The sequence below is a fragment of the Streptomyces sp. NPDC050448 genome, from assembly GCF_040655295.1.
In the GTDB taxonomy this organism is placed as follows: Bacteria; Actinomycetota; Actinomycetes; order Streptomycetales; family Streptomycetaceae; genus Streptomyces.
Map to the genome: position 1 here is coordinate 199,787 of NZ_JBFAJR010000007.1, position 11,943 is coordinate 211,729.

The window sequence follows — 11,943 nt, forward strand, 5'->3', positions numbered from 1 at the left end:
TCAGCCCGCACCGTCGCGCAGGCCCGGCTGACCGGGGTCGTTCCGCTTCCATGCCACGGTCACGGTCAAGTGGCACCCGGCGCCGGTCTTGGTGATCACGGCCCCGGCCTGGACCGCGAGGTCGACACCGAACCCGACGACGATCTGGTCGGGGCGGGCCTTGCGCAGTTGCTCCAGGGTGGCGCGCACCGCCTCCGTGACCGGCACCAGAGCCTCTTGCAGGGTCTCCGGCAGGTCGTGGATGGCATCGCCGAGGCGACCGGCCTTCACCGGTCCTTCCAGCCCGGCCGGGGCCTCGATCAGGAGACCGCCCCCGCCGTCCAGGGGAATCCGAGCCAGAGGTGCCACAACTCCTCCTCCACCCGCTCTGTCGGGCTGAGGGCCGCTGATGGCCGCGAACGGGATCGCGATGGCGTCGGGTTGGCGGCGGTCGCGATCGACGCCTGCCTGCGGGCCCGCTGCCGGGTCCCGACCATCATCGTCACATCCGGGTACGTGCTGCATCCCGTGGTACGCCGTCCAGGGGCGAAGGCCCGTCAGGGCCGGCGCTGCCCGGGGTCGTGCTGCCTGCGGAAGTAGGTCCAGCTGGTCTCGTTGGGTTCGGTCCACTTCTCCGGGGCGTGGGCGTACTCGGGGTGGTGGGCGGCGATGTGGGCGCGGGTCCGTTCGGGGACTTCGGCGTAGGAGCCGAGCTTGCGGCCCCGGCAGTGGAAGGTGAGGCCGCCCGGGCGCTGGCCCTGTTCCATCCACGGCAGCCACGGGGACATCCGCATCCAGGACATGGTGCACGGGACGCCGGGCTCGTCGGTGGTGAGCACCGTGCGCGGCGCGAAGAACTGGAAGAGCTCCAGGGCCTTGTACGTGTCGTCGGCCGAGTTCAGCGGGTACTGCGCGACCGGGAGCGGCGAGGGATAGGCGAGCGGGATCTCCAGGCTGAAGCAGACCTGGTCGCCGAGCTCGGTGAGGGGGATGGGGAAGGGCCGCAGTCGGAGGTTGGCCGGGTCGTTCCAGATGTGGATCACCGGCTTGTCCTCCCAGGTGTCCAGGATCTCCCGGGTCTGCGGATCCAGGTAGAACGCGGCTTCCCTGGTGAGCAGTTGGAAGCCGCCGCTCTCGCCGTCCGCGACGAGGCGGGCGACGTTGAGGCCCTCGAAGCCGAAGAGGTGCCGGTACGGCTGGTCCGGGGCCCAGGAGTAGACGTCCCCGGACCACCAGAAGGTCACCTCGCCTCCGTCGAGCGAGGCGCGGGTGCGGGCGAACGCGTGCAGGAGCTCAGCGGGTGTCATGCCGGGTACTGTGCGGGGTCCTCCGCCGGCCGGGCAAGCTCCCGGGCGGCGGTCTGGCCGACATGCGGATGCAGGTTGACGCTGCGGCGCGCAACGGCAACCGTGACCCGCATGGTGAACGAACGCCGACTGCTCACGCTGCTCGTCTGCCTGGTGCTGGGCATCGGGCTGGCCGCCGCCGTGCTGGGCGCCGCCCGGGTGGCGCGTCCCGACGGGGCGCCGCATTCCGGGGTGAACGCCGGTGACTACGTGGACATACGGGATGTGCCGCCCGGCCCCCGTGCCCCGTCGGCCGGGCCCGACGCCTCGACGGGCACCGTGACGGTGGACTGCGGGCGCAACGAGGAGCGCCACTACAACGAGGACAACCTGGTGGTGTCGCCGGGGCTGCGCTCGGGCGCCCACCACACCCACGCGTACGTCGGGAACCTGTCCACGGACGCGATGTCGACCGATGCCTCCCTGGCCGCCGCCGCGACCAGCTGCCGCGGCGGCGACCGGTCCACGTACTACTGGCCGGTCCTGCGCCGGCCGGACCGGGCGGATACCCACCCGCACGAGAGCTCCGCCGGGCACGGCAACGCGGGCGAGACCCTGCGCGAGGCGGCGGTCTCCGTGGAGTTCCGCGGCAGCCCGGTGGGCAAGGTCGTGCCGATGCCGCGCTTTCTGCGCGCGATGACGGGCGACGCGGTGGCCTACACCGCGGCGAGCGATGCCGACGTCCGCGCCCGCTGGGGCTGTTCCGGCTCCCCCGACCGGTTCACGACCCGCTACCCGCGCTGCCCTGCGGGTGAGCGCCTCACCCGTACGCTCGTCTTCCCCAGCTGCTGGAACGGGCTGGACACCGACAGCCCGGGCCACCGCTCGCACCTCGGCTTCCCCGCGGCCAACGGCGTCTGCCCGCCGGGCACTTTCGCCGTGCCCCAGCTGCGCATCTCCCTCGCGTACGACGTGCCCCCGGGGGTGCCGGTCGCCGTCGACTCCTTCCCCGAGCAGCGGCACAGCCCGAAGACGGACCACGCCATGTTCGTGGACGCCATGACCGACGGGCAGATGGCCGCCGTCGTCGACTGCCTCAACGAAGGGCACGACTGCCGCACCTGAGTGACGCGGGTCACATGAACCAGGTCCCGGCGGGACGCGTGTTCTGTCCGCACCAGATGGGCGAGGAAGACGGAGAGGGTGAGATGGCCGGACCAATGTGGCCCCGCACGCGGCGGGGCTCGACCGATGAGGCACTGATCAGGTCGGTGTACGAGGAGCACGGCCACGCCCTGCTCGCGTACGCCACCCGGCTGACCGGAGACCGGGCCACCGCCGAGGACGTCGTCCAGGAGACGCTCATCCGCGCCTGGCGGCACTCCGAGGTCCTGATCAACGGGAAGGGTTCGGTGCGCGGCTGGCTGCTGACGGTGGCCCGCAACATCATCACCGACCGTTACCGGGCCAAGGCCGCCCGCCCCGCGGAGGTCTCCGGGGCCGCGGCCACTCCCCCGGTCGAGCTGGACCACGCCGATTCCGTCGTGGACACGATGACCGTGCTGGGGGCCCTCGACCAGCTGTCCCCGGAACACCGGGACGTGCTGAAGGAGTTGTACTACCGCCAGCTCAGCGTGGCCGAGGCGGCCGACAGCCTCGGCATCCCGGCGGGCACGGTCAAATCACGCGCGCACTACGCGCTCAAGGCGCTGCGCGAAGTATTCCGTCAAGGCATTACCAAGGAGGGCAATCGAATGGGCAGGCCGCCCCAGCAGCCCGCCGGACTGCGGGAGGTGGTGGCATGAACCGGCAGCAGCACGAGGAGGAACTGCTCGGCCCGTACGTTCTCGGCGTCCTGGACGAGTACGACGTCCGTCGGGTCCAGGAGCACATGAGCGGCTGCGTGCAATGCCGTGAGGAGGTGGCCGCGTTGCGCGAGATGGAGGCGGCATTGGGCGAGGTGCCTGCGGAGGCCTTCCTCGACGGGCCGCCGCAGGGCGGTGATCTGCTGCTCCAGCGCACGCTGCGGCAGATGCGCAACGAGGCGGCCGGGGACCGGCGCCGACGCTGGAGCGTCGCGGGACTGGCCGCGGCGGCCTCGCTGGCCGCCGTGTTCTGGGCCGGGGCGCAGCTGGGCTCCGCGGACGGGGCGCCGGTCGCCCAGCCGCCGCCGCCTTCGCCGACGGTCACGGCGGCGCCGTCACCCCCGGTGGCGGGCACGAAGGTGGCCGCGGCGACCGACGCGAGCACCGGCGCGCGGATGACCGTACAGGTCACGCCCGCCGCCAAGTGGGTACGGGTGCATGCGGCCGTGGCGGGGATCCCGCCGGGCGAGCGCTGCCTGCTGATCGTGGTCGGACGGGACGGCAAGCGCACCACCGCGGGCAGCTGGGTCGTGGGCGGCCAGAACGGCGAGGGCAAGGGCGCGTCGCTGGACGGCTCGGCGGCGGTGGACCCGGCCAACGTCAAGGAGGTCGTGGTCGAGAACGAGTCGGGCAGGCGGTTCGTGTCCGTGCCCATGCCGGCGTAACCGGCGGGGCCCTTCGAGGAGCCCGGGCGGCCGCGAGCGGCCGCCCGGGCTCTGCGCCGTACGCGGCTGCCGGGAAACGTATTCCTCCCGTCGGCCCCCGGTGGGCACACTGACCCCATGTCACGCTCTGCCGCACAGCTGCTCGCCGACCTCGACCCGCTCCCGTACGCCGACCGGCTGCGCCTGCTCGCCACCACCGCCCGGGACCTCGCCCGCACCGGCGAACTGACCGGCGTACTGGCCGAGCTGTCCGGGCAGGGCCGCTACGAGCGTCGGCTGGCCGCGATGGCGGCGCTGGCGGGGCGGCAGACGGATTACGTGGCGCAGCGGCTGGCCGACCCGGACCCGGTGGTGCGGTCCATCGCCCAGCGGGCCGTGCGCACGCTGCCCGTGCCGGACGAGGCGATCGAGGCCGCGTACGACGACGCCTGCGCCGAGGTCCGCCGGGAGCTGGCGCGCGCCGTGTTCCGGGGTTCGCGCCCGGCGCTCGCGGAACGGCTGACGCCTGTCCTGCGGGCCCAGTGGGGGGACCGCGAGGCCGCCGCCCTCCTCCCGGCCTGCGGAACGGAGTTCGTGTCCCGGCTGCTGCCGCACCTGGCGCACGCCGTCAGCCACTGGGGCCGGCTGGGCCGCAGCCATCCCGGCCCGGTGCTGGACCAGGCGGCCGGCGAACTGGCGGAGCTGCCGGAAGGCCTGCGGGCGAGCTGGTGGGAACGCCGGGCTCCGGGACTGGCCGCGGCCCTGCCCGCAGCCCCGGAGCGCGTGCTCGCGCTGCTGGAGCAGTACGGGCCGAGCCGGCTGCCCCGGCATCTGGAGGCCCTGGCCGGCGACCTGATCGCGGTGGACGCCGAGCGCTTCGTGCGATGGCTGACCGCCCCCGAACGGGGGGCCGGCCACAACGATCACCTCCTTCCGCCGGCCCCGCTGCGGCGGCTCGTCCGGGCCGATCCGCCGTCCCTGCCTGCCCTCGGCCGCCGCTGGGCAGGACGCCCCGCGTACTTGGCCGCGCTGTTGAAGGCGCTGCCTCCGGGCCGGCGCGAGGCGTTCCACGACGCGGCCGCCGAGCACGCCCCCGCCTTCGACGGGATGGTCCCGGACGCCGTCCGGGCCGTGCTGCCGCGCGAGCGCCGCCAGGCCGAGGCGCGGCGCTGCGCGGACCGCGCCCGCCAAGATGCCGGGGCGATCGGCCGGCTCCTTGAAGTGATCGCGCACCTTCCGGTCGCGCAGGCGCGGCCGGAACTCCTGGCCGCGACGCAGCGGTCCGACGCCGACACCCGCCGGGCGGCCTGGCCCCGGCTCGTCGAGAACGCGGTCCACGCGCGCGATGCCGAAGCGCTGGGCGAGGTGCTCGAGCTGATGACACGGCGGCTGCGCAACGACCGCGACCCCGTCCGCGCCGCCGCCCTGGCGGCGCTGGCCGGGGTTCCGGTGCCGCTGCTGTCCGGCGCGGCGCCGGTCGCGTTCCTGGACCGGATCGCCGTGGACGCCTTGGAGGCCCGCGACGGCTCCGCCGAGACGCGCCGGGCCCTGGAGCGCCTCGTGTTCGGGGTGCTGGAGGCCCCGGCTCCCGGCTCCGTGCTGCTCGACTGGGCGCTGCGCACCCTCGAGCAGCTCACCCTCCGCACCGGCCGCCTCGTGCTCAGCCGGCAAGGGGGCGTGCTGCCGCGCGGCCGGGAGCAGCGGATCTTCGAAACCCTGCGCCCCTGGCTCGACCTCCGCGCGGGCAAGGGCGAGTACCAGCCGCTGCTCACGCTCACGACCTACCTCGGCGACCGCTGCCACCGCATACCCGAGCTCCAGCGGATGCTCGGCGAGGCCCGGGAGCGGTGCACCGACGGGGTGTTCCCGCAACTCGCCCGGGTCTGGCTCTCGGACCCGGCGACGCGCGGCGAGCGGGTGGCCGCGCTGCTGGAGCACGAGCCGTCGGCGGTCGCGCTGGCGCCCGTCCTGGACGTGCTGTCGGCGCACCGCACCGATCTGCTGGACTCCGTGCTCGCCGCACGCCCGCCGTACGGCAGGTTCCTGCGCGAGGGCTCCGTGCGGCCGCTCCCCCGCTTCGACCGGGCGCACCGGTGGGTGCCCCGCCAGCAGGAGGAGGCGGCCTGGCTGGCCGAGGTCGCCGTCAGCGACGAGTCTCGGGCGGTGTACGACCGGGCCGTTGTCCTGCGCGGCGCGGCGCGGATCCCCGACCGGGGGCTGGAGCTCGTACGGCGGTACGCGCGCTCGGCGGACACGCTGCTCGCGGAAACCGCGCTCGCCGCCTCGGCCCGGACCGCGGAGCCGGCGGCCGTCCTGCCCGAACTGCTCGCGCACGCGGGCGACGACCACGCCCGTGTCGCGGTGTACGCCGCCGGGCGGGCCGCGGCCGCGACCCGGCCGGCCCGGCTCGCGGAGCTGCTGGACGGACTGTTGGGCGCGCCTTCGGGCGTCAAGGTGACCAGCCGCAAGGAGGCGGCCCGGCTGACCGTCCGGTTCCTGCCGCCCCGCCGGGCCGCGGCGCTGCTGGCGCGCATCGCCGGAGGCGAGGACAGCCACCCCGATGTCGTGACCGCCGCCGTGGCCCTCGCGATCGGGCTCCTGGGGACCGAGGAGGTCTGGAACCTGCTCGAAACGGCCGCGGCGACCGGCACCCGGGAGGCGGGGGCGGTGATCGCGCACACCCCGCCGCTCCGGGTGGCGCATCCGCACCGGCCGCGCTACGCCCGGCTGGTGGCGCTCCTCGCCGCCTCTCCCCACCGGTCCGTGGCCGATCAGGCGGTCACGGCGCTGCCGGACTGGGTCGCCTACGCGCCCGAGGTTGCCGACCCCGTACGGCTGGCGGTCTGCGACCTGGCGCCGCGCCCCGGCTGGAAGGCCGCGGCGGCGGCGCTGGAGAAGATCGCCGGTTCGGGGCTGCCGCACCCCGTCGGCGGCGGCGAGCCCGGGAGCCAGTTCCACCGTGCCGTGGACGAGTTGTTGGCCGTCGTACGGTCCGGCGACGATGCCGAGGCCGAGGCCGAGCGGGATCTGCCGGCCCTCCAGCGGGTGCGCTTCCTGAGCCATGGCGTCGCCGGCGAACACCCCGAGCGGCGCGCGGCCCTGGTGCGGCAGCTCGCCGGCGAACCCGCCCTGGCCACGGCCCGCGTGGGGCTGCTGCGGCGTTCGGTCGACCTGCGCGCGGACCTGCCGGAGCTGCGGGCGGCCCTGGACGCCCTCGTGACGGCCCACGAGGGCCGGCCCGGGCTGGCCGCGTCGACGGCGAGCGCGCTGCGCGAGGGCGGCTGGCACGGCGATCGCGTGCGGGATCCCGCCGTGGTGCTGGAGGCCGTACGAGGCCTCGCGCAGGACGGCGCCCCGGTTCCGGGGATGTTCGCCGTCGCCCTCACCGCGGCCATGGGCAGGCGCTCCGGCTGGCCGCCCGAGTGGCGCGCGCTGCTGCGGGAGCTGAGGCGGCACGGGGAACCGGAGGTACAGGACGCGGCGCTGGCGGCCACGACGCACCGCGAGTGACCGGCGGCCGGAGGGGCCGGAGGCCCTCACCCCCATCCGGACCGATCATCACATTGCGTCCATGACATCCTGTGACGTCACAACTCGCCGGACGGGATCGGCGGACGTCCGGGGAATATGGGGAAGGTCGATGAGGCTCTGCTTCCTGGTGGAGGAGCACTACCGCCACGACGGCATGCCGAACGAGGTGATCCGGCAGCTCACCGCATGGGGGCACCACGTGGACGTGGTGCGGCCGGGCGGCTCGCTGCTGCGGATGACCGAGGTCGTGGCTTCGGGCACGCACGACGCCTGGGTGCTCAAGACGGTGTCCGGCGGCCCCGGGCTGACCCTGCTCGAGGCCGCGGCCGCGGCCGGGATGACCACGGTCAACGACGCCCGCTCGATCCGGGGCGTACGGGACAAGGCGCTGGCCGCCGCCATCGGCCGGACCCGGGGGCTTCCGATGCCGCCGACGTACGCCGTGGCGCAGCCCGAACTGCTGCGGGAGATACCGGCGGCGCAGTACCCGCTCGTCGTCAAGCCCGCGGACGGCAGCTCCGGGCGGGCCGTGCACCTGGTGTCCTCGCCCGCGGAGCTCGAGGCGGTCCTCCCGGGGCTGGCGGGCGAGCACATGCTCATCGCCCAGCCGTACGTGCCCAACTCGGGCACCGACATCAAGGTGTACGCGGTCGGCGGGGAGCTGTTCGCCACCGAGCGCTGCTCGCCCCTGCACCCGGATCCGGCGGTGCGGGAGCGGCGCGTGCCGCTGTCGGCCGAGGTGGCGGCGATCGCCGCCCAGGTGGGGGCGGTCTACGGGCTCGACCTGTACGGGCTGGACGTGCTGCTGGGTCCGGACGGGCCCGTGGTGGTGGACGTGAACGACTTCCCGAGCTTCCGTCAGGTCCCGGATGCGGCGGCCCGGGTGGCCCGGGCCGTGCTGGGCCTGGCGCGGACGGGCAGCCCGGCGGCAGCGGCAGCGGCCGTGTGCCACCCGCGGGCGCACGGACTGCCCGTGTCGATTCCGGTGCAGGCGTCCGCCGCGCAGGCGTCCGCGCGGGCCGGCGAGGCCGCCCTGTGAGGATCTGCCTGGTCACGCCGGAGCCCGGCCATCCGCTGCTGGCCGCCGCGACGGAGCTGCTCGAAGCCGCCGGGCACCGGGTGGAGTCGCTGGATCCGGGTGCGGTGGGGGAAGCCCCGGAGGACCTGGCCGACGCATACCTGCTGAAGTCGCGGACGCCGCGTGCGCTGGACCTCGCGCGGGAACTGGAGCGGCGCGGGGCCCCGGTGCTGAACTCGGCGGCGGCGACCACGCTCTGCCAGGACCGCACGGAGATGGCGGAGCTGGCCCTGCGGGGCGGTCTGCCGTTCGCGGGCACCCGTACGTACGGCTCCCTCGCGGCCTGGGCGGCGGGCGCGCCGCTCGGCGCCTCGCCCCTCGTGGTCAAGAGCCGGCACAGCCGCCGGCACGACCTGGTCGCCCGCGTCGACGACCGGGCCCGGCTGCGCGAGCTGGCGGACGCCTGGCCGCAGGAGCCGGTCGTGGTCCAGGAGTTCGCGCCCAACAGCGGCTGGGACCACAAACTGTGGGCGATCGGGGACCGGGTCTTCGCCGCCCTGCGCCGCTCCGAGCTCGCACCGGAGGGCCGGGGTCCGACCCGGCCGCTCGCCCTGGCCGAACTGCCGCCCGGCTGGGAGGACGTGGTCCGCCGGACCGGCGAGGTGTTCGCGCTCGACGTGTACGGGGTCGACCTCATCGACACGGGCGACGGCACCCCGCTGATCGTGGACGTGAACGCCTTCCCCGGCATCCGGGGCCAGGCCGGCGCACCGGAGGCCCTGGCGGCGCTCGCCCTGGACCGGGCCGCCCGCCGCTGACTCCTCGACCCGCCGGGGGGAGAGCGCTCCCGGTGCCGCAGCGCGCCGCACCGGGCACGAACTCGCCGGTGTGGTGGAGGCGGTGGGCTCCGGGGTCGTCGGCCGGCGGGCCGGGGACCGGGTCACCGTGCCGTTCGTCCGTGCCTGCGGGAGCTGCGCCGACTGCGCGGCCGGCGACCGGCAAGGTGAGTCCTCGACACCGCCGCGCGCCCGCAGATCCCGCAGAACCCGAACCGCGGCCCCCATCCGCCGCCGGCGCCGCCGCATACGCCGACGCCCGACCGGACGCCGTGGAAGCCCGGCCCGAACGAGCCGTCGATCCCGACGTACACCATCGCGCCGCTGCCCTAGAAGGCGTCCTCCTCGAGGCCCGTGACCTCCCGGACGTGGCGCAGGCTCGGCTCCAGCAGGACCGCGTGGAGCTGCTGGAAGACCTGGCGGGCCGCCACCGCGTTCCAGTCGGCCGGCAGGAGTTCGGTCGGCAGGCCCGGGTCGAGGTACGGCAGGCGGCGCCACTGCGTGAGCAGCGGTACGTAGTGGCGGAACGCCTCCGCCGGGCCGGGCTCCCCCTCCGCCGCGAGGCGCGCGGCGACGGGGGCGTAGGTGTCGGTGAAGGCCGCGTACTGCGTCTGGATCGCCGGGAAGTCCCACCAGAAGCTCACCGTCTGCGCCAGGTCGCTGAAGGCGGCGTAGTCGGCGGCGAACAGGTGCACGTACTCGCTGAGGCCGAGCCGTACGAGCATGCCGCGGGCGTCCTCCAGCAGCCGCCCCGGGGCCAGCCACACGCCGGGGGCGATGTTGCCGAAGCCGAGCCAGGTCAGCCGGGTGCGCAGCTGGTAGCGGTGGGAGCGTTCGGACTCCGGTACGGAGAACACCGCCATGGCCCAGCCGTCGGCCAGGTCGGCGGGTTCGAGGCTGGTGAAGATGCGGCGGTCGCCCTCGTCGAACACGGGGTACACGGCCGGACTGAGCCGGTAGCCGGTGGCACCCCGGCGCTCCGGTTCGAGGACGCCGCGCTTCTTGAGCCGCGAGATCGCCGACCGTACAGCCGGGCCGTCGACGTCCAGCTCGCCCATCAGCGTGATCAGGTCGGCGATGGAGATCCAGCCGCCGAGGCGGCGCAGGAACGCTCCGTAAACCGTGTTGATCAACGAGCTGGGCCTGAGGGGGCTGTCCGACATGATCGCCTTCCGTTGTGCGCGGTCGCGATCATATCGAGCCCGTCCCCGGCCTGACGGGGACTACTGCGGCAGCGGCGCCTGCGCACAGGCCCCGGAGAGCAGGTGTCCCGCCCCCGGGGCCAGCGCCGGCAGGCCGAGGGCGCGCAGCATCTGGTGGGCGGTGCAGACGGCCGCCGACACCACCGGCTCGCCCAGGAGCTGTTCGGCCTCCTCGATGGCGCCCAGGGAGGGCATCTGCACGCAGGCGGAGAGCACGACCGCGTCGGCCCGGACGAAGGGCTACTGGGGTTGCGTTCTCGCGCCTCGGCGCCCCCGCGGTGCCCGGGCAGCCGGCATGGCCGGCGACCGGGGCCGGGGTCGTCACCGTCCTCACCCTCAGTCCCGGGGCGGCGCGGGCGGGCACCTCGTTCGGGTCGGACCACCAGTGCGCGTTCCGGCGGACGCAGCCGCCCCGGCCGCGTAGCGCGCCGTGTCAGGCGGTCCTGCTGCGGGACCTCCGGCGGAACGAGGTGAAGGTGCCCGCCGCGAGCGCGGCGAGGACGGCCACGAGGGTCAGCAGCCAGGCCGGAATGCCGCCGACGGTGAGCAGTTCGCCGTGGTAGATGACCTTCCGGTACGGGATGTCGGCGGCCGTGGCGCGCAGTTCGTGGTCGCCGTCGATGCGGCCCGGCTCCGGGAACTCCTGGTCGATCGCCGTCAGGAAGGCGGGCTTGCCGCCGGTGAGCGTGGCGAGGGCGCCCTCGGGGGTGACCTTGCCGGCGAAGGTGATCTTCGGATCGGCGCCGCCGATCGGGGAGGCCGGTTCCATCCGGTGGTCGGCCAGGACGTACAGGCCGAGGGACTGCGGGGTCTTGGCGAGGCGGGACAGCCGCATCGGGTAGACCAGCCGGTTGCTGTCGAAGCGGATCTTCAGCGGGTCGAGGGTGCCCGTCAGGGTCTTGCCCGGCTGCCGGGGGGCCAGGCGTACGGCGACGTACTCCCACTTCTGGTCGACGTACGGCTTCAGCTCGCCGGCGAGGCCGTCGGGCAGCTTGAAGCCGTTGGTCTCCAGCCAGTTGCGCAGCGCGTCGGGGTCGGTCGCGGTGAGGCGCGCGACGTCGAAGTCGCCGAGCTGTTCGCGGCCGACGACGCCGACCGGGGGTGCGCCCGCGCCGGGAGCCGCGTCGCCGACGGAGCCGGAGCCCGAGGAGAAGGGCCAGTCCCGGTCCCGCGGCCAGAAGTAGCTGCGGGTCCTGAACTCGGGCCGGGTCAGCCAGCTCAGTTGCTGGAACACGGCCCCGTCGCCGAGCTCCACCGTCGCGCGCCCCGGTACCGGCATGATCCAGGCCGCCCGCGGGGCGTCCCCGCGGACGACGAACCGCATCACGATCTGTTCCGTACGGCCGTCGAAGCGCACCACGGAGGTCTCCCGTTCGACGCCGATCCGGGCGTAGCCCTCGGGGATCATCGCCCCGCAGCCACAGGCGTACGCCGGACTGACCAGGGATCCCAGCTGCGTCGCGAGCAGGGCCAGCAGCAAGGCGGCAACTCTTCGTCTCATCCACACGGGGTCTCAGACGAAGGCCCCCGTGATCCGGTTCCGGCCACCGCGGTCCCCGCCTGGTCACGGGGCCGTTCCGAC

The 11,943-nt window shown here is 74.8% G+C and carries 11 protein-coding genes and 1 pseudogene; 7 read left to right on the plus strand and 5 right to left on the minus strand.

The features are described from left to right. Entirely contained in the window at positions 1–348 is a 348-nt protein-coding gene (locus AB0I68_RS12010; protein WP_363177111.1) for a CU044_2847 family protein, read from the minus strand. A gap of 188 nt (positions 349–536) precedes the next feature. After that, positions 537–1,286, minus strand: coding sequence for a DUF1838 family protein (locus AB0I68_RS12015; protein ID WP_363177112.1), 750 nt, complete (start codon positions 1,284–1,286; stop codon positions 537–539). A 111-nt stretch (positions 1,287–1,397) separates the two neighbouring features. On the opposite strand from AB0I68_RS12015, the gene AB0I68_RS12020 reads away from it, so the two are divergent. The 7 genes and pseudogenes from AB0I68_RS12020 to AB0I68_RS12050 form a co-directional block, all read left to right on the plus strand. Next, the gene (locus AB0I68_RS12020) at positions 1,398–2,390 is read left to right on the plus strand and encodes a DUF1996 domain-containing protein (RefSeq protein WP_363177113.1); all 993 of its coding nucleotides are present in this window, start codon (positions 1,398–1,400) and stop codon (positions 2,388–2,390) included. An 83-nt stretch (positions 2,391–2,473) separates the two neighbouring features. Further along, positions 2,474–3,070: a sigma-70 family RNA polymerase sigma factor gene (locus AB0I68_RS12025; RefSeq protein WP_363177114.1), complete on the plus strand. Its 597-nt coding sequence runs from the start codon at positions 2,474–2,476 to the stop codon at positions 3,068–3,070. After that, positions 3,067–3,795: a zf-HC2 domain-containing protein gene (locus tag AB0I68_RS12030; RefSeq protein ID WP_363177115.1), complete on the plus strand. Its 729-nt coding sequence runs from the start codon at positions 3,067–3,069 to the stop codon at positions 3,793–3,795. Before AB0I68_RS12025 ends, AB0I68_RS12030 begins: the two co-directional genes overlap by 4 nt. Positions 3,796–3,912: 117 nt before the next feature. Continuing rightward, positions 3,913–7,284, plus strand: a complete 3,372-nt coding sequence (locus tag AB0I68_RS12035) for a hypothetical protein (protein WP_363177116.1) — start codon at positions 3,913–3,915, stop codon at positions 7,282–7,284. A gap of 130 nt (positions 7,285–7,414) precedes the next feature. Next, positions 7,415–8,344 (plus strand): hypothetical protein, encoded by a 930-nt coding sequence (locus AB0I68_RS12040; protein ID WP_363177117.1) that lies wholly within the window; start codon positions 7,415–7,417, stop codon positions 8,342–8,344. Then, positions 8,341–9,141, plus strand: a complete 801-nt coding sequence (locus tag AB0I68_RS12045) for an alpha-L-glutamate ligase (protein WP_363177118.1) — start codon at positions 8,341–8,343, stop codon at positions 9,139–9,141. Before AB0I68_RS12040 ends, AB0I68_RS12045 begins: the two co-directional genes overlap by 4 nt. Before the next feature lie 10 nt (positions 9,142–9,151). After that, positions 9,152–9,325, plus strand: a pseudogene (locus tag AB0I68_RS12050) (alcohol dehydrogenase catalytic domain-containing protein); the annotation flags it as partial. Between the two features lie 163 nt (positions 9,326–9,488). Here the strand turns inward: AB0I68_RS12050 and AB0I68_RS12055 are convergent. The 3 genes from AB0I68_RS12055 to AB0I68_RS12065 form a co-directional block, all read right to left on the minus strand. After that, positions 9,489–10,322 (minus strand): PaaX family transcriptional regulator C-terminal domain-containing protein, encoded by an 834-nt coding sequence (locus AB0I68_RS12055; RefSeq protein ID WP_363177119.1) that lies wholly within the window; start codon positions 10,320–10,322, stop codon positions 9,489–9,491. Between the two features lie 60 nt (positions 10,323–10,382). Further along, positions 10,383–10,562 carry a hypothetical protein gene (locus AB0I68_RS12060; RefSeq protein ID WP_363177120.1) on the minus strand — a complete coding sequence of 60 codons (180 nt, stop codon included), beginning with the start codon at positions 10,560–10,562 and terminating at the stop codon, positions 10,383–10,385. Between the two features lie 232 nt (positions 10,563–10,794). Next, a complete protein-coding gene (locus AB0I68_RS12065; protein WP_363177121.1) occupies positions 10,795–11,862 on the minus strand; it encodes a DUF2330 domain-containing protein in 1,068 nt (355 codons plus the stop codon). Positions 11,863–11,943 lie beyond the last annotated feature (81 nt).

What these genes read in the sequence shown, in the direction of transcription:
- AB0I68_RS12015 (WP_363177112.1), bottom strand. Translation starts at nt 1,286, where the DNA reads ATGACACCCGCTGAGCTCCTGCACGCGTTCGCCCGCACCCGCGCCTCG.
- AB0I68_RS12020 (WP_363177113.1), top strand. Translation starts at nt 1,398, where the DNA reads ATGGTGAACGAACGCCGACTGCTCACGCTGCTCGTCTGCCTGGTGCTG.
- AB0I68_RS12025 (WP_363177114.1), top strand. Translation starts at nt 2,474, where the DNA reads ATGGCCGGACCAATGTGGCCCCGCACGCGGCGGGGCTCGACCGATGAG.
- AB0I68_RS12030 (WP_363177115.1), top strand. Translation starts at nt 3,067, where the DNA reads ATGAACCGGCAGCAGCACGAGGAGGAACTGCTCGGCCCGTACGTTCTC.
- AB0I68_RS12035 (WP_363177116.1), top strand. Translation starts at nt 3,913, where the DNA reads ATGTCACGCTCTGCCGCACAGCTGCTCGCCGACCTCGACCCGCTCCCG.
- AB0I68_RS12040 (WP_363177117.1), top strand. Translation starts at nt 7,415, where the DNA reads ATGAGGCTCTGCTTCCTGGTGGAGGAGCACTACCGCCACGACGGCATG.
- AB0I68_RS12055 (WP_363177119.1), bottom strand. Translation starts at nt 10,322, where the DNA reads ATGTCGGACAGCCCCCTCAGGCCCAGCTCGTTGATCAACACGGTTTAC.
- AB0I68_RS12065 (WP_363177121.1), bottom strand. Translation starts at nt 11,862, where the DNA reads ATGAGACGAAGAGTTGCCGCCTTGCTGCTGGCCCTGCTCGCGACGCAG.